Genomic DNA, 15,350 nt, shown 5'->3' on the forward strand with positions numbered 1-15,350 from the left:
CCACGCCGGCGCAGGACGGCGTTGCCCTGTCAGGCGGCGCCTTCCGCGACCTCGAGCCGGGACTCGAGGGTCGGGTACCTCGCGTCACTGAGGAGCACCGCGGTGGTCACGACACCGGCGTGGCTGAACGCCTGGGGCGTGTTGCCCAGGTGCCGACCACTCGTCGGGTCGTACTCCTCGCTCAGCAGGCCGACATCGTTGCGCAGCGACAGCAGTCGCTCGAACAGCGCCGTCGCCTCGCCGGTCCGGCCGATGCCGTGCAGGGCGTCGGCGAGCCAGAACGAGCAGGCGACGAAGACCCCTTCTTCGCCGTGGATGCCGTCGACGTTGGCGCCGTCGCCGCGCACTGCGTATCGGCGCACCAGCCCGTCGTCGGTGAGGTCCCGCTCGATCGCCTCGACGGTGGCGACCATGCGCGCGTCCGACCAGGGCAGGAAGCCGTACCGGGGGAGCAGCAGCGCCGAGGCGTCCAAGCGGGCCGACCCGTACGACTGGGTGAACGACCGTCGGGACCGGCTGTACCCCCGTCTGACGACCTCGTTGCGAATGGTGTCGCGCAACGCTCGGAGCCGCTCGAGCCGGCCCGCGGACGAGTCGGCGCGCCCGTCCTCGATGGCGCGGACGACGCGGTCGACGCCGACCCAGGCCATCACCTTGGAGTGCACGAAGTGTCGGCGCGGGCCCCGGACCTCCCAGAGGCCGCAGTCCGGATCGGCCCAGGTCCGCTCGATGGTGTCGAGCAGTGCTTCGTGCAGCGCCGCGTCGGCATGGACGCCGTCGGCGTCTCCACCAGCGGCGGCGGTAGCGCCCAGTGCGTCGAGGACCTCGCCCCACACGTCGTTCTGCTGCTGGGTGGCCGCCTCGTTGCCGATGCGCACTGGCGTCGAGCCGGCGTAGCCGGACAGCCACTCCAGGGTCTGCTCGGGCAGGCGGCGAGCACCGTCGATGCCGTACATGACCTGGATCCGTTCGGGGTCTGCCGCGACGGTGCGCAGCAGCCACTCGCGCCAGGCCTGTGCTTCGTCCAGGTACCCGGTGGCGAGGAACGCCTGGACGGTGAAGGTGGCGTCGCGCAGCCAGCTGTACCGGTAGTCCCAGTTCCGCAGGCCCCCGAGCTGCTCCGGCAACGACGTGGTGGCGGCGGCGAGGATCCCGCCGCCAGGGGCGTGGGTGAGGGCCTTGAGGGTGATGAGCGAACGCGTGACCGCCTCCGCCCACGGGCCGGTGTACGTGGACCGGCTCACCCAGTCCTCCCAGAAGGTCTGAGTGGCTGCGAGGGCAGCGTCGGCGTCGGCCTCCGGAGCACCGGTCCGTGTCGAGGAGGTGTGCGTCAGGACGAAGGAGACCCGTTGCCCGGCGCCGATGGTGAAGTCAGTGACCCAGCCGCCGGCCACCTGCTCGACGGGCGCCGTGGTGTGCAGCCAGAGCATGTCCGGACCTGCCACGGCCACCGCGTGCCCGGTTGTGGTGCGCAGCACCGGGGTGATGCTGCCGTAGTCCATCCGCGGCGTCAGGGTCATGTGCATCGGAACCTCGCCGACCACTCCCTCGACCACGCGGGTCACCTGCGCTTCGCAGGCTGTGGGGGATATGAGATCGATGACGCGGCACCTGCCCTCGGCGGTGACCCACTCGGTCTCCAGGGCGAGGGTGTCCGCGCGGTACCGCCGGTGGGTGCAGCGGTCCCGGCCCGCGGGTGCGATGACCCAGGACCCGTTCGTCTCGTCACCGAGCAGGTTGGCGAAGACCGCGGGTGAGTCGAATCGGGGCAGGCTGAGCCAGTCGATGGACCCGTCGGCGCCGACGAGTGCGGCGGTGCGCAGGTCACCGATGAGGGCGTAGTCCTCGATCTGTTGGGTGGTCATCATGGGCTCCCGGGCGGTTCGGGAAGGCGTCGTTGCCTCTTCACACGATTGGAGCCCGTGGCCGACGGTGCAGGAGTCCCATCTTGAGACGGCTGCGGATCCGTCGCCACCCTGCCGCTCAGCGGCGCGTGTCGATGTTGTAGCCGCGGATCTTGCGGTAGATGGTCGCCCGAGACATCCCCAGGTGCTCGGCAGCCAGCGCCTTGTTGCCGTTGTGGTCGTCGAGGGCCCTCGTGATCGCGTCGCGCTCTAGGGCTTCCAGCGGCGTCAGCGTCCGGCGCCCGACGGCCATGCACTCGGGCGGCAGGTCGGCCAGCTCGATGGTGCCGGTGCGCTTCGTCGCGACGATCTTGGCGAGGGTCTCGCGCAGCTGGACCACGTTGCGGGGCCACGGGTGGCGGGCGAGCTGGTTGGCCGCGCTCACCGAGACCGACAGGTCCTTGTGCGGTGACAGGGCACGCAGCAGCACGGGGATGATGACCCGGATGTCCTCATGCCGGTGGCGGAGCGGCTCGAGCACGACCGTGCGGTCGAAGCAGGGCATGATCTGGGCCTCCACGGCCTCCGCCGCTCCACTGCGCTCGGCAGGGCTGCGGGTCGCGACGACCCACCGGCCCCGCACCGAATGCGCCAGGTGGGCGTGCTCTACGAGGAGGGTGGCGACCTCCTCCACGAGCCCCGCCGGCAACCGGTCGAGGTGCCGGATGAGGAGCGTGCCCGGCTCGGGGGACAGCTCCTCCTCCAGGGTGCGCAGCCAGCCCTCGGGATCGAGCGCTGCCGTCGCCGCGTCCAGGCTCCGGAAGTGCCGGCCGGGTGAGTCGGCTGCGTGCACGCTCCGCGCCAGGGCGTGCTTGCCCGTCCCCGGCTCACCGTCGATGACGACCCAGGTGCCGGTCCGGTGCGACTCTCGCAGCTGCGTCACTGCGCGAAGCCACTCGGGGCTCGTTCCCGCCACGCCGGGGAGGGAGACCGCAAGGGCCCTGCCGAGCACGCGCGGCGTCCGGAACGGCTCCCGCAGCTGGATCCGGAACACACCCCCGACGATGGTGGTGCCCACCGACGTCGGGCGGTAGTCGAGCCTGGCCATCGTGCCACTCGGTAGGTCGGCCACGAGGGTGAGCGGGGAGCCCTCGCCGACGGCGTCAGCGGTCCGGGCGACCAGGGCCGTGCGGTCAGCGGCGTCGAGCCGCTGCTGCGTCAGTCGGTTCATCATGACGACCTCCTCGCCCAGGGCGAGGACCGGACCGGTCGCATGACGACAGGCGGCGAGGTAGTCGCGCAGCAGGGTCAGCTCGCTCACCGAGACCTTTGCGAGGATCTCGTCCTCGATGCGCTCGGCGATGGACCGCGCGTACGACAGCAGGAGACCGTTGGAGACGCCGGCGGCACACGTGAGGTCGAGGACGCCGACCAGCGCGCCACTGATCGGGTGGTGCACCGGAGCCCCGGCACAGGCGAACATCATGAGCGGTTCGGTGAAGTGCTCGCTGCCGACGATGAGGGTCGGCGTGCGGGTCAACAGCGTCGTGCCGATGCCGTTCGTGCCGACCGACTCCTCCGCATAGGTGAAGCCGGGCGCGAGGCTCACCCGCTCCAGCCGCTTCCCCAGGGCCGAGTCCGTGCAGAGCCGGTGGATCACGTGGCCGGAGGCGTCGGCGAAGATCATGCTGACCGGCTCGTCCCCGAGCTGCGCGGCGGCGTTCGCGAGCACGTTGCCGACGAGACGGTGCATCTCGGAGTCACCCAGCCCGGCGGCATACGCGGGCTCGACGAGCTCGGGGCTGACACCGGCCAGCGTGCTGCGCTGCCACGACTGCCCGACGACCTCGCGCACGGTCCCGGACACGACACCCGACTCGATGAAGTGGTCCCTGGCGAGCTCGACCGCCTGGGTTCGGTGGGGCACGGCTCAGCTCCTTGCTCGGCTGGCGGCGCGACGGTGCGCCTGCGTGTTCTGCCCAGTGTCCGCGCGGCCCCCGGCTTCGGCAAGGAACGTCTCGGCGTCCACGCACGGGCCGTCTCAAGATGAGACGGCGCAGGTCAGGCGCACGCCCGCTCTCACATTGAGACAGTCACGCCCGCTGCCCGGCACGAGTCTCCTTCCACACGGCGAAACGATCCGCCGAACCGGCTCGGTCCGCCCGGACCGACCCGACACCAGGAGGCAAGAGTGAGCAGACAGAGTCTGACGAAGGCCCACGCCAAGATCTCCGAGCTGACGTGGGAGCCGACCTTCGCGACCCCCGCGACCCGCTTCGGCACGGACTACACGTTCGAGAAGGCTCCGAAGAAGGACCCGCTCAAGCAGATCATGCGGTCCTACTTCCCGATGGAGGAGGAGAAGGACAACCGCGTCTTCGGCGCGATGGACGGTGCGGTGCGCGGCAACATGTTCCGCCAGGTCCAGCAGCGCTGGCTCGAGTGGCAGAAGCTGTTCCTGTCGATCATCCCGTTCCCGGAGATCTCGGCCGCCCGCGCCATGCCCATGGCGATCGACGCGGTCCCCAACCCGGAGATCCACAACGGGCTCGCGGTCCAGATGATCGACGAGGTCCGTCACTCGACGATCCAGATGAACCTCAAGAAGCTGTACATGAACCAGTACATCGACCCGGCCGGCTTCGACATGACGGAGAAGGCGTTCGCGAACAACTACGCGGGCACCATCGGCCGGCAGTTCGGTGAGGGCTTCATCACCGGCGACGCGATCACCGCCGCCAACATCTACCTCACGGTCGTCGCCGAGACGGCGTTCACCAACACGCTCTTCGTGGCGATGCCCGACGAGGCCGCGGCCAACGGCGACTACCTGCTGCCGACGGTGTTCCACTCCGTCCAGTCGGACGAGTCGCGGCACATCTCGAACGGCTACTCCATCCTCCTCATGGCCCTGGCCGACGAGCGCAACCGGCCGCTCCTCGAGCGCGACCTGCGGTACGCGTGGTGGAACAACCACTGCGTCGTCGACGCGGCCATTGGCACCTTCATCGAGTACGGCACGAAGGACCGCCGCAAGGACCGTGAGAGCTACGCCGAGATGTGGCGCCGATGGATCTACGACGACTACTACCGCAGCTACCTGCTGCCCCTCGAGAAGTACGGCCTGACGATCCCGCACGACCTCGTCGAGGAGGCCTGGAACCGGATCACGAACAAGGGCTACGTGCACGAGGTCGCCCGCTTCTTCGCCACCGGCTGGCCCGTCAACTACTGGCGCATCGACACCATGACCGACACGGACTTCGAGTGGTTCGAGGAGAAGTACCCCGGGTGGTACGGCAAGTACGGCAAGTGGTGGGAGAGCTACAACCGCCTCGCCTACCCGGGCCGGAACAAGCCGATCGCGTTCGAGGACGTGGGCTACCAGTACCCGCACCGCTGCTGGACGTGCATGGTGCCGGCCCTCATCCGTGAGGACATGGTCGTCGAGAAGGTCGACGACCAGTGGCGGACCTACTGCTCCGAGACGTGCTACTGGACGGACGCCGTCGCGTTCCGGTCCGAGTACGAGGGGCGTGAGACGCCGAACATGGGCCGCCTCACCGGGTTCCGTGAGTGGGAGACCCTGCACCACGACAAGGACCTCGCCGACATCGTCAAGGACCTCGGCTACGTCCGCGACGACGGCAAGACCCTCATCGGGCAGCCACACCTCGACCTCGACCCCCAGAAGATGTGGACGCTCGACGACATCCGCGGCAACACGTTCATGAGCCCCAACGTGCTCCTCAACGAGATGTCCGACGCGGAGCGCGCGGCCCACGTCGCGGAGTACCGCGCGAACGGCACGAAGGTCGCCTGAGGCGATCCTCGCCATCCGGCGCCCGGCTCCACCGCCAGATCGGGTTGGCGGCGCCGCCAGGGATGAGTGGCGCCGCCAACCCCCGGGACCGCCGGGCCCGGACCGATACGAGAGGAGGCCCCCGTGGCCGACACCCACAAGATCTACTTCGAACCCGTCGACATCGAGATGGAGGTCGGCGAGGACGAGAAGATCCTCGACGCCGCGTTCCGTCAGGGCATCCACCTCATGCACGGGTGCCGGGAGGGGCAGTGCTCGGCCTGCAAGAGCTACGTGCTCGAGGGCGAGATCCAGATGGAGCGCTACTCGACGTTCGCCTGCAACGACGCCGAGGTCGACGAGGGCTACGTCCTGCTCTGCCGGGCGCACGCCTTCAGCGACTGCACCATCGAGCTGCTCAACTTCGACGAGGACGAGCTGCTCGGCGGCGTGCCGATCCAGGACGTGCGGACCCGGATCACCGCGATCGAGCCGATGACGCGAGACATCGTGTCGTTGCGCTTGACGGCGGTAGAGCCGGAGACCTACGAGTTCAAGCCCGGTCAGTACAGCGACATCGGCATCCCCGGGACGGAAGAGCACCGCTCGTTCTCCATGGCGACGACGCAGTCCACCCCGGGCGAGGTCGAGTTCCTCATCAAGAAGTACCCGGGCGGCACGTTCTCGGCGCTGCTCGACGGGGGCGCATCCGGTCTCGCGGTGGGTGACGAGCTGCACGTCAACGGCCCCTACGGGTCGTTCACGATCAAGGAGGGGCACGTCCTTCCCGTCGTGTGCATCGGGGGAGGGGCGGGGATGGCCCCGATCCTGTCGCTCCTGCGGCACCTGCACGAGACCGAGAGCACCCGCCCGGTGCGCTTCTACTACGGCGCCCGGACGGCGGCCGACCTCTTCTACGTCGACGAGATCCTCACTCTCGGAAAGGGCCTGCGCGACTTCGAGTTCGTCGCGTGCCTGTCCGAGTCGCTCGAGGGCGTGGACTCCCTCACCGCGGGTCTCGTCCCCGAGGCCGGCAACGTCACCGACGTGGTCGCGCGGCGCGAGGCCGAGCTGGCGAGGTGCGAGGTCTACCTGTGCGGGCCCCCGCCCATGGTCGACGCCGCGCTGCTCTTCCTCGAGGCACAGGGCGTGCCAGGTGACCAGGTCTTCCATGACTCGTTCACGAGCCCAGTGACCGTGACGGCCTGACCGCTTCACATCCACGAATCACCCACACCAACAACGGAGTTGACTGACATGGCGGACATCACCGACCAGAAGACGCGCAGCTTCCCCAAGCTCGAGTTCACGGACTCCGAGGCCGGCGCCCTGGACTTCCCGAGCTCGAAGAGCCGCACGTACAACTACTACAAGCCGGCCAAGCTGCGGGCCACGATGTACGAGGACGTCACCGTGGACGTGCAGCCTGACCCGGACCGGCACCTGACCCAGGGTTGGATCTACGGGTTCGGCGACGGGCCCGGCGGCTACCCCAAGGAGTGGACGAAGGCCCAGTCCTCCAACTGGCACACCTTCCTCGACCCCAACGAGGAGTGGGAGCAGACGATCTACCGCAACAACTCAGCGGTGGTCCGTCAGGTCAACCTCTGCCTCGAGAACGCCAAGCGCGCCGGGGCCTACGCGAACTGGAACCACGCCTGGGTCGCCTTCATCCAGCGCAACCTCGGGGCCTGGATGCACGCCGAGAACGGCATCGCGCTCCACGTCTTCACCTCGATCCAGCGGTCCGCGCCGACCAACATGATCAACAACGCCGTCGCGGTCGCGGCAGCGCACAAGATGCGCTTCGCGCAGGACCTGGCCCTCTACAACCTCGACCTGTCCGAGGCAGGCATCGACTTCGACGGTGCGGCCCACCGCGACGTCTGGCAGAACGCGCCGGAGTGGCAGCCGACGCGCCGGACGGTCGAGGAGCTCACGGCGGTCGGGGACTGGGCCGAGCTGACCTTCGCGACGAACATCGTCTTCGAGCAGCTCGTCGGCCAGCTCTTCCGTAGCGAGCTCGTCATGCAGATCGCCGCACGCAACGGCGACTACATCACGCCGACCATCGTCGGCACGGGTGAGAACGACTACGCCCGTGACCTCGCCGCCTCGCGCAACCTCTTCCAGCTGCTCGTACGCGACGAGCAGCACGGCGCCGCCAACAAGGAGCTCTTCGCCCAGTGGCTGTCCACGTGGGTGCCGAAGTGCCTCGCCGCGGCGCACGCGCTGCAGCCCATCTGGTCGCAGCCGGCCGAGAAGACCATCACCTTCGCCACGTCCCTGGACGCGGCCAAGGACAAGTTCCGCACCCTGCTCGAGGAGATCGGGCTCGACATTCCGAAGGAGTTGGACCAGTGAGCATGCAGTTCGGTTCGGAGGCCTCGTTCTCCAACATGTGCGGGGTCACCCTGATGAACACTCCCGTCGGCCGCGTCGTCGCCGAGGTCATGGGACGCAAGGAGGGCGTCGAGCTCACCGAGTACCCCTCGATGATCCGGGTCGACGGCACCAGGCTGCTCAGCTTCGACTACGAGGAGCTCACCGAGGCCCTCGGCACCGAGTTCGACGGCTCCGTCTTCGAGGAGATCAGCTCCACCCACTACGGGCGGATGGTCCACCTCGACGACAGGACGATGCTCTTCGCGAGCCCCGAGGACGCCGCCGAGTACATCGGCTTCGACCTCAGCGTCCACTGACGTCAGTCACCGAAGACCACTGACGCGCAACCGATTTCGTATGCCGCTGGGCCGTCCTCCCAGCCGGATCCGGCGAAGGCCGCCGGCCCAGCGGCATTCCGGCGCAGGGCGCCGGCACCAAGCCCGTCGCGTTTCATCCCGACACACCGAAGTGAGGAAGCCATGTACGAGAAGAACGGCGAGAGGTACTACGTCGTCGACGCGCACGTCGCCCTGTGGGACGGCCGTGAGTCCAACCTGAAGAACATCCACGGCAAGCAGTTCATCGACTGCTTCTACGACTACCACAAGAACCTCAGCCCCGAGGAGGTCGTGTGGGACTACGACACCTACACCTACTACGGCGGCGAACGCCTCATGAAGGACCTCTTCGCCGACGGCTACGTCGACCACGCGATCTTCCAGCCGGCCTTCCTCGGGGACTTCTACAGGAACGGGTTCGGGCAGACCGAGGAGGCCTGGGCGCTCACCCGGGCGAACCCGGACAAGCTCACGTACAACCACAACTTCGACCCGCGCAACGAGCAGGCGGGCCTGGACCAGCTGCGGCGCGACGCCGACCGGTTCGGTCTCAAGGGCGTCAAGCTCTACACCGCGGAGTGGCACGGCGACTCGCGCGGCTACAAGCTGACCGACCGGTGGTCCTACAAGTACCTCGAGGCCTGCGAAGAGCTCGGCATCACGAACATCCACATCCACAAGGGACCGACGATCATCCCGCTGGATCGTGACGCGTTCGACGTCGCCGACATAGACGCCGTCGCAACGGATTTCCAGGGGCTCAACTTCGTCGTCGAGCACTGCGGGCTGCCGCGGCTCGAGGACTTCTGCTGGATCGCCACCCAGGAGACGAACGTGCACGCCGGCCTCGCCGTCGCGATCCCGTTCATCCACACGAGACCGCGGTACTTCGCCCAGATCATGGGCGAGCTCCTGTACTGGATCGGCGAGGACAAGATCCAGTTCTCGAGCGACTACGCGCTGTGGACGCCCAAGTGGCTCATCGAGAAGTTCGTCGACTTCGAGATCCCCGAGGACATGACGGAGTACGCGCCGCTGACGACGACCGCCAAGAAGAAGATCCTAGGCCTCAACGCCGCGAAGATGTACGACCTCGACGTGCCCGACGAGCTGCAGGTCGCCGACGCCGGCGAGGTCGGCCTCGAGGTCGCGGCGGGGGCCAGGGAGAGCGTGCTCTCATGAACGCCGTCGCCACTCCGACCGCCTCGCCCCCGCGCCGAGCGGCGACGCGACACGGGGCATCCCTGGCGAACGACGTGATCGCGGCCCTGGCCACCGTCATGGACCCCGAGCTGGACGAGCCGGTCACCGAGCTCGGCTTCGTCCGCTCGGTGGCTCTGCACCCGTCCGGCGTCACGGTGCACCTGCGGCTGCCGACGTCGTTCTGTTCGCCGAACTTCGCCTACCTCATGGTCTCCGACGCCCAGGACGCGCTGCGCCGGGTCCGCGGGATCGGCCAGGTCACGGTGCTGCTCGACGACCACCACGACTCAGACAAGATCAACGCCGGGATCGCGGCCGACGCGGGGTACCTCGGGACCTTCGGGGCCGAGGCGGAGAAGAGCCTCGACGCGTTGCGGCTGACCTTCCTGCGCAAGGCCCACACGGCGGCGATGGAGCGGTGCGTCATGGCGGCCCTGACGTCCGGGTCGGTCCGGCTGGAGGATCTCGGGCGCCTGACGCTCCGCGACCTGCCAGCAGGCCGGACCAAGGAGGCGCTGCTGCGGCGACGGACCGACATCGGCCTCGGGGTCGCCCCCTCGGAACCCGTCGTCGTCGACGAGCACGGGGTCGTAGTGCCCGACGAGGAGCTGCCGCTGCGGCTGCGCCTGGCCCGGTCGGTGCGCATCTCGATCGAGGGCAATGCCCACTTCTGCCGGGGACTGCTCGCGACGCGCTACGCCGACGGCGACGCGACCGGCATCACCACGCACATCACGGACACGAGGAGCACGTCATGAGGGCCGTCCAGGTCATCGGCTACCACACCAAGCTGCAGCTGACGGAGGTGCCGGAGCCGCAGGTCGAGGGACCGCTCGACGTCATCGTGAGGATCGGCGGTGCCGGCGTCTGCCGCACGGATCTTCACATCCTCGAAGGGCAGTGGGAGGAGAAGACGGGCGTCGCCCTGCCGTACACGATCGGTCACGAGAACGCCGGCTGGGTGCACGCTGTCGGTGACGCCGTCAGCAACGTCACGGTGGGCGACAAGGTGATCCTCCACCCACTCATCACGTGCGGCCTCTGCCGTGCCTGCCGTTTCGGTGACGACGTGCACTGCGAGAACAGTCAGTTCCCGGGCATCGACACGAACGGGGGCTACGCCGAGTACCTCCGTACCACCGCGCGGAGCGTCGTGAAGATCGACGACGCCCTCGAGCCGTCGGACGTCGCGGCGCTCGCGGACGCAGGCCTCACGGCATACCACGCCGCGGCGAAGGCAGCCCGGGCCACGCGCCCCGGAGACGTCTGCGTTGTCATCGGCGCCGGCGGGCTCGGCCACATCGGCATCCAGGTGATGAAGGCGATCTCCGGAGCCACCGTCGTCGTCGTCGACCGCAACCCCGAAGCCGTGGCGCTCGCCGTCGAGATCGGTGCCGACCACGGCGTCGTCGCCGACGGGTCCCACGTCGAGAAGGTGCTCGAGCTGACGGGTGGCAAGGGCGCCGAAGCCCTCGTCGACTTCGTCGGCGAGGGCGGCGCGACGAAGGAGGGCACGGCGATGCTGCGCCGCGCCGGGAGCTACTACGTCGTCGGCTACGGCGAGAACATCGACGTCCCCACGATCGACGTCATCTCGACCGAGATCAGCTTCATCGGCAACCTCGTCGGGTCGTACAACGACCTGCAGGAGCTCATGGTCCTCGCCGCCCAGGGCAAGGTCACGCTCCACACCTCGAAGTACGCCCTGGACGAGTTCCAGCAGGCGATCGACGACCTCGACGCGGGACGCGTCCGCGGACGCGCGATTCTCATCCCCTGACGGCGACCGGACCGGCGGCTGTCAGTGGCCGGTCCTCGGTCTCCGTCCGAATCACGAAGGACTGAACCATGGCCAAGGAACTGCGTTTCAACAAGGACGCCCGACGACTTCTCGAGTCCGGCGTCAACGCCCTGGCGGATGCCGTCAAGGTGACGCTCGGCCCGAAGGGACGCAACGCCGTCCTCGAGAAGCTGACCGGACCGCCGACCATCACCAACGACGGTGTCACGATCGCGCGTGAGATCCAGCTGCGGGACCCGTTCGCCAACATGGGCGCCCAGCTCGTCAAGGAGGTCGCGATGAAGACCAACGGTGTCGTCGGTGACGGCACCACGACGGCGACGGTGCTGGCGCAGGCGATGGTCCGTGAGGGCCTGCGCGCCGTGGACGCCGGTGCCAACCCGATGCGCGTGCGTCGCGGCATCGAGCGGACGGTGCCGGTGGTCGTCGAGACGCTCACGGGCTGGGCCGCCGAGGTCGGCGGACCCAACGACCTCAGGCGGGTCGCTGCGCTCGCGGCGAGCGATGACGAGGTGATCGGCGATGTCGTCGCCGAGGCGGTCGGCGCGGTGGGCAGGCGAGGCGTCGTGACGACCGAGGAGTCCGACCAGCTCGGTCTGTCGGTGGAGGTCGTCGACGGCATCGAGTTCGACCACGGCTACATCTCCGGCTACATGGTCACCGACCGCGAGCGCATGGAGACCGTCTACGAGAACCCGCTCATCCTGCTGACCAACAAGAAGATCTCCCAGGTGCAGGACATCATGCCGACGATCGAGGTGGCCAAGCGAGCCGACCGGCCGCTCGTCGTCCTGGCCGAGGACGTCGACGGGCCGGCCCTCCAGCTGCTCGTCGGCGGGAACATGCACCACACGATGCGCTCCTGCGTCGTGAGGGCGCCCGGGTTCGGGCACCGTCGGGTCGCGGAGCTCGAGGACCTGGCGATCGCGCTCGGCGGACAGGTCGTCGCCAAGGACACCGGGCTCGAGCTGGGCGAGGTGACTCGCGCCCACCTGGGCTCGTGCGACCGCATCACCATCACCGAGGGATCGACGACGATCGTCGGCGGTCACGGCGACCCCACGCTCGTCGAGTCACGGATCCGTCAGCTGGAGACCCAGTTCGACCGGGCCCGGATCGACGCTGACCAGGACAGCCTCCAGCTGCGGACGGCGCGCCTGTCGGGCCGCGTCGCGGTCATCAAGGTCGGGGGCGCGACGAGCGTCGAGCTCAAGGAGCGCATGCTCCGTGTCGACGACTCACTGGCGGCGACGCGGGCGGCGCTCGAGGAGGGCATCATCGCGGGCGGGGGAGCGGCGTTGTGTCAGGCGCAGGACGCCGTCTCCCGGGTCGAGCTGACCGGTGACGACGCCGTCGGCCGGGAGGTGGTCCGCCGGGCCCTGTCCGAGCCGTTGCGGTGGATCGCGATCAACGCTGGCTACGAGGGCGACGAGGTCGTGGCGACCGTGTCGAGCCTCCTCGCGGGTGAGGGTTTCAACGCCGTCGACGGCACGTACGGTGACATGTTCGACTTCGGTGTCATGGATCCGCTCAAGGTCACCCGCGCAGCCCTCGAGAGCGCTGCCTCGATCGCGGCTCTGGTGATCACGACCGAGACGGCCATCGTCGAGGAGATCGACTTCCACCCGGGCGCGATCATGGCTCCCGGCTTCGGCGACCTCGCCGAGGGCATGGTCCGCCCGAGCAACATCTACTGAAATGCTCGAAGCTCTCCAGGTCGTCGCGGTGCTCGTTCCGGTGGTCCTGCCGCGAGTGCTCTGGGCGCGGGCGCAACAGCGCAGGCTGAGCGCGCTCATGTCGTTGGATCCGGTTCGCCAGTCCCGTTGAGGCGCAACGAGAGCCGCCCCCACCGCTGTGGTGGGGGCGGCTTCGTCCTCGTGACGCCGTGCCGTGGGCAGGCTCAGCCGGCGGTCGGCACGTCAGCGTTCTGAAGTGCCGTCGTCACCGCTTGCAGGGTCCGCTGGAGGTCGAGGAGCTGGGCGCGCGACAGGCCGCTGCGCACGGCGATCTGGCGTGGCACGTCGCCGAGGCCAGCCAGCCGGTCGCGGCCGGCGGCCGTGACGGAGACGAGGACGCGTCGCTCGTCCTGGGGGTCACGGGCGCGGCCGACGAGACCGGCGGCCTCCATCCGCTTGAGCAGCGGCGAGAGCGTTCCCGAGTCGAGGTGCATGAGCTCGCCGAGGCGTCCGACGGTCAACGGTCCGTGCTCGCCGACGGACATGAGGGCGATGTACTGCGGGTAGGAGAGCCCGTGCTCCGACAGCAGGTCACGGTAGACGGCGTCGAAGGCGCGGACGGTCGTGTGCATCGCGTAACAGATCTGCTGCTCGAGGCTCAGGCCGCTCGTGGGGCCGGGAGTCGAGTTGGACGGGCTCATGGCTCCACTGTACTATCAAATTGCGCACAATCTAATTGCCAGCAATATTAGGAGCCTCCGATGACCACCATCACCCAGACCGCCCAGTACGTCGCCTCGGCGACCGCGTCCGGCCGCGACGGCCGCGCCGTCACGTCCGACGGCCGCCTCGACGTCACGCTCGCCGCGCCGCGCGAGCTCGGTGGCAGTGGTGAGGGCACCAACCCCGAGCAGCTCTTCGCCGCCGGGTATGCCGCGTGCTTCGCGAGCGCTCTCGGGCTCGTCGCGCGCAAGCGCAGGGTCGAGGACTTCGACGTCGCCGTGACCGCCGACGTCAGCCTCTCCGGCTCGTCGAGCACCGGATTCGGTCTCGGCGTCGTGCTCCACGTCGAGCTCCCGGAGGGCCTGGACCCGCAGCTCGGTCACGAGCTCGTCGAGACCGCGCACCAGGTGTGCCCGTACTCCAACGCGACGCGCGGCAACATCCCCGTCGAGATCGTCGTCGACTGAGCGCCGCGATACCTCGCCGCCAGAACCCCGAGATGCCAAGAACGTCTGTCCCAGAAGGAGACCCGATGACCCACCCCCGTGAGGTGCACCTCAGGAGCCGCCCCGTCGGCTGGCCCACGCACGAGGACTTCGAGCTCGTGGAGGCGACGCCTGTCGCCCTCGCCGACGGACAGGTGCGCGTCCGCAACGAGGTCATGTCTGTCGACCCGTACATGCGCGGCCGGATGAGCGACGCCAAGTCCTACGCCGAGCCGTACGCGCTCGGCGAGGCCATGCACGGAGGTGCGGTGGGCGTCGTGACCGAGTCCCGCGCGGACGGGGTCGCCGTGGGCGACCATGTGCTGCACGGCCTCGGCTGGCGCGAGGAGGCCGTCGTCGACGGCAGGGCCGTGCGCGTCGTCGACACGACGGTCGCCCCGGCGTCCGCCTATCTCGGCGTGCTCGGCATGACCGGCCTCACGGCATACGCCGGCCTGACCCGCGTCGCGGCCCTCAAGGAGGGCGACGTCGTCTTCGTGTCCGGCGCAGCCGGAGCGGTCGGCAGCGTCGTCGGTCAGGTCGCGAAGGCGCTCGGCGCGAGCCGGGTCATCGGCAGTGCCGGCTCGCAGGAGAAGGTCGACCACCTGCTGGACGACTTGGGCTTCGACGCCGCCTTCAACTACAAGGACGGACGGGTGTCCGACCTGCTGCGCGAGGCGGCCCCCGACGGCATCGACGTCTACTTCGACAACGTCGGCGGCGAGCACCTCGAAGCCGCGATCGGCTCACTGCGGCTCGGTGGGCGCATCGCGGTCTGCGGCGCCATCTCCGTCTACAACGCCACCGAGCCCGCTCCCGGGCCGCGCAACCTGGCCCGCCTCATCCAGACGCGCGGCACCATCACCGGCTTCCTCGTCGGCGACCACTGGGACCTCGGCGGCGAGTACGCGCAGCGGGCGGCCGGCTGGATCGCCGACGGCAGCCTCACCTCGCGCGAGACGTTCGCCGACGGCATCGACCACGCCGTCGACGCGTTCCTCGGGGTCCTGCGCGGCGAGAACGTCGGGAAGATGGTCGTCCGGCTCTGACCGTCGACCGGCAGGAGCACCCAACGACAGCACGGCCCCGGTGC

The 15,350-nt window shown here is 69.0% G+C and carries 13 protein-coding genes; 10 read left to right on the forward strand and 3 right to left on the reverse strand.

The genetic code is table 11. From position 1 onward, the window contains the following. Positions 1–29: 29 nt before the first annotated feature. Together H9I49_RS17905 and H9I49_RS24575 are read right to left on the reverse strand one after the other, a co-directional pair. Positions 30–1,865, reverse strand: coding sequence for a glycoside hydrolase family 15 protein (locus H9I49_RS17905; protein WP_188031717.1), 1,836 nt, complete (start codon positions 1,863–1,865; stop codon positions 30–32). A 118-nt stretch (positions 1,866–1,983) separates the two neighbouring features. Then, a complete protein-coding gene (locus tag H9I49_RS24575; RefSeq protein WP_188031718.1) occupies positions 1,984–3,771 on the reverse strand; it encodes a helix-turn-helix domain-containing protein in 1,788 nt (595 codons plus the stop codon). 264 nt (positions 3,772–4,035) lie between these two features. Between H9I49_RS24575 and H9I49_RS17915 the strand changes: the two genes are divergently transcribed. From H9I49_RS17915 to groL, 8 genes are all read left to right on the forward strand, one after another. Then, the gene (locus H9I49_RS17915) at positions 4,036–5,667 is read left to right on the forward strand and encodes a methane monooxygenase (RefSeq protein ID WP_188031719.1); all 1,632 of its coding nucleotides are present in this window, start codon (positions 4,036–4,038) and stop codon (positions 5,665–5,667) included. 123 nt (positions 5,668–5,790) lie between these two features. Beyond that, positions 5,791–6,855 (forward strand): 2Fe-2S iron-sulfur cluster-binding protein, encoded by a 1,065-nt coding sequence (locus tag H9I49_RS24580; protein ID WP_188031720.1) that lies wholly within the window; start codon positions 5,791–5,793, stop codon positions 6,853–6,855. Between the two features lie 48 nt (positions 6,856–6,903). Next, on the forward strand, positions 6,904–8,010 hold the full coding sequence (locus tag H9I49_RS17925; protein ID WP_188031721.1) for an aromatic/alkene monooxygenase hydroxylase subunit beta: 1,107 nt from the start codon (positions 6,904–6,906) through the stop codon (positions 8,008–8,010). 2 nt (positions 8,011–8,012) lie between these two features. After that, positions 8,013–8,348 (forward strand): propane 2-monooxygenase effector subunit MimD, encoded by a 336-nt coding sequence (gene mimD / locus H9I49_RS17930; RefSeq protein WP_255524094.1) that lies wholly within the window; start codon positions 8,013–8,015, stop codon positions 8,346–8,348. 162 nt (positions 8,349–8,510) lie between these two features. Then, positions 8,511–9,551: an amidohydrolase family protein gene (locus tag H9I49_RS17935; RefSeq protein WP_188031723.1), complete on the forward strand. Its 1,041-nt coding sequence runs from the start codon at positions 8,511–8,513 to the stop codon at positions 9,549–9,551. Beyond that, positions 9,548–10,330 (forward strand): metal-sulfur cluster assembly factor, encoded by a 783-nt coding sequence (locus H9I49_RS17940; protein WP_188031724.1) that lies wholly within the window; start codon positions 9,548–9,550, stop codon positions 10,328–10,330. The genes H9I49_RS17935 and H9I49_RS17940 overlap by 4 nt, the downstream gene beginning before the upstream one ends. After that, a complete protein-coding gene (locus H9I49_RS17945; protein ID WP_188031725.1) occupies positions 10,327–11,352 on the forward strand; it encodes an NAD(P)-dependent alcohol dehydrogenase in 1,026 nt (341 codons plus the stop codon). The genes H9I49_RS17940 and H9I49_RS17945 overlap by 4 nt, the downstream gene beginning before the upstream one ends. 68 nt (positions 11,353–11,420) lie before the next feature. Next, positions 11,421–13,070, forward strand: coding sequence for a chaperonin GroEL (groL, locus tag H9I49_RS17950; RefSeq protein ID WP_188031726.1), 1,650 nt, complete (start codon positions 11,421–11,423; stop codon positions 13,068–13,070). Positions 13,071–13,273: 203 nt separating this feature from the next. On the opposite strand, the gene H9I49_RS17955 is transcribed toward groL, so the two are convergent. Next, on the reverse strand, positions 13,274–13,750 hold the full coding sequence (locus H9I49_RS17955) for a MarR family winged helix-turn-helix transcriptional regulator (protein ID WP_188031727.1): 477 nt from the start codon (positions 13,748–13,750) through the stop codon (positions 13,274–13,276). 60 nt (positions 13,751–13,810) lie between these two features. Here H9I49_RS17955 and H9I49_RS17960 point away from each other — a divergent pair, with 60 nt between their 5' ends. Both H9I49_RS17960 and H9I49_RS17965 read left to right on the forward strand, forming a co-directional pair. Continuing rightward, positions 13,811–14,239 carry an organic hydroperoxide resistance protein gene (locus H9I49_RS17960; protein ID WP_188031728.1) on the forward strand — a complete coding sequence of 143 codons (429 nt, stop codon included), beginning with the start codon at positions 13,811–13,813 and terminating at the stop codon, positions 14,237–14,239. Between the two features lie 65 nt (positions 14,240–14,304). After that, positions 14,305–15,306, forward strand: a complete 1,002-nt coding sequence (locus tag H9I49_RS17965; protein WP_188031729.1) for an NADP-dependent oxidoreductase — start codon at positions 14,305–14,307, stop codon at positions 15,304–15,306. Positions 15,307–15,350: the final 44 nt, after the last annotated feature.

The organism is Terrabacter sp. MAHUQ-38, assembly GCF_014518425.1.
In the GTDB taxonomy this organism is placed as follows: domain Bacteria; phylum Actinomycetota; class Actinomycetes; order Actinomycetales; family Dermatophilaceae; genus Terrabacter.

What these genes read in the sequence shown, in the direction of transcription:
- H9I49_RS17905 (WP_188031717.1), bottom strand. Translation starts at nt 1,865, where the DNA reads ATGACCACCCAACAGATCGAGGACTACGCCCTCATCGGTGACCTGCGC.
- H9I49_RS17925 (WP_188031721.1), top strand. Translation starts at nt 6,904, where the DNA reads ATGGCGGACATCACCGACCAGAAGACGCGCAGCTTCCCCAAGCTCGAG.
- mimD (WP_255524094.1), top strand. Translation starts at nt 8,013, where the DNA reads ATGCAGTTCGGTTCGGAGGCCTCGTTCTCCAACATGTGCGGGGTCACC.
- H9I49_RS17935 (WP_188031723.1), top strand. Translation starts at nt 8,511, where the DNA reads ATGTACGAGAAGAACGGCGAGAGGTACTACGTCGTCGACGCGCACGTC.
- H9I49_RS17940 (WP_188031724.1), top strand. Translation starts at nt 9,548, where the DNA reads ATGAACGCCGTCGCCACTCCGACCGCCTCGCCCCCGCGCCGAGCGGCG.
- H9I49_RS17945 (WP_188031725.1), top strand. Translation starts at nt 10,327, where the DNA reads ATGAGGGCCGTCCAGGTCATCGGCTACCACACCAAGCTGCAGCTGACG.
- groL (WP_188031726.1), top strand. Translation starts at nt 11,421, where the DNA reads ATGGCCAAGGAACTGCGTTTCAACAAGGACGCCCGACGACTTCTCGAG.
- H9I49_RS17955 (WP_188031727.1), bottom strand. Translation starts at nt 13,750, where the DNA reads ATGAGCCCGTCCAACTCGACTCCCGGCCCCACGAGCGGCCTGAGCCTC.
- H9I49_RS17960 (WP_188031728.1), top strand. Translation starts at nt 13,811, where the DNA reads ATGACCACCATCACCCAGACCGCCCAGTACGTCGCCTCGGCGACCGCG.
- H9I49_RS17965 (WP_188031729.1), top strand. Translation starts at nt 14,305, where the DNA reads ATGACCCACCCCCGTGAGGTGCACCTCAGGAGCCGCCCCGTCGGCTGG.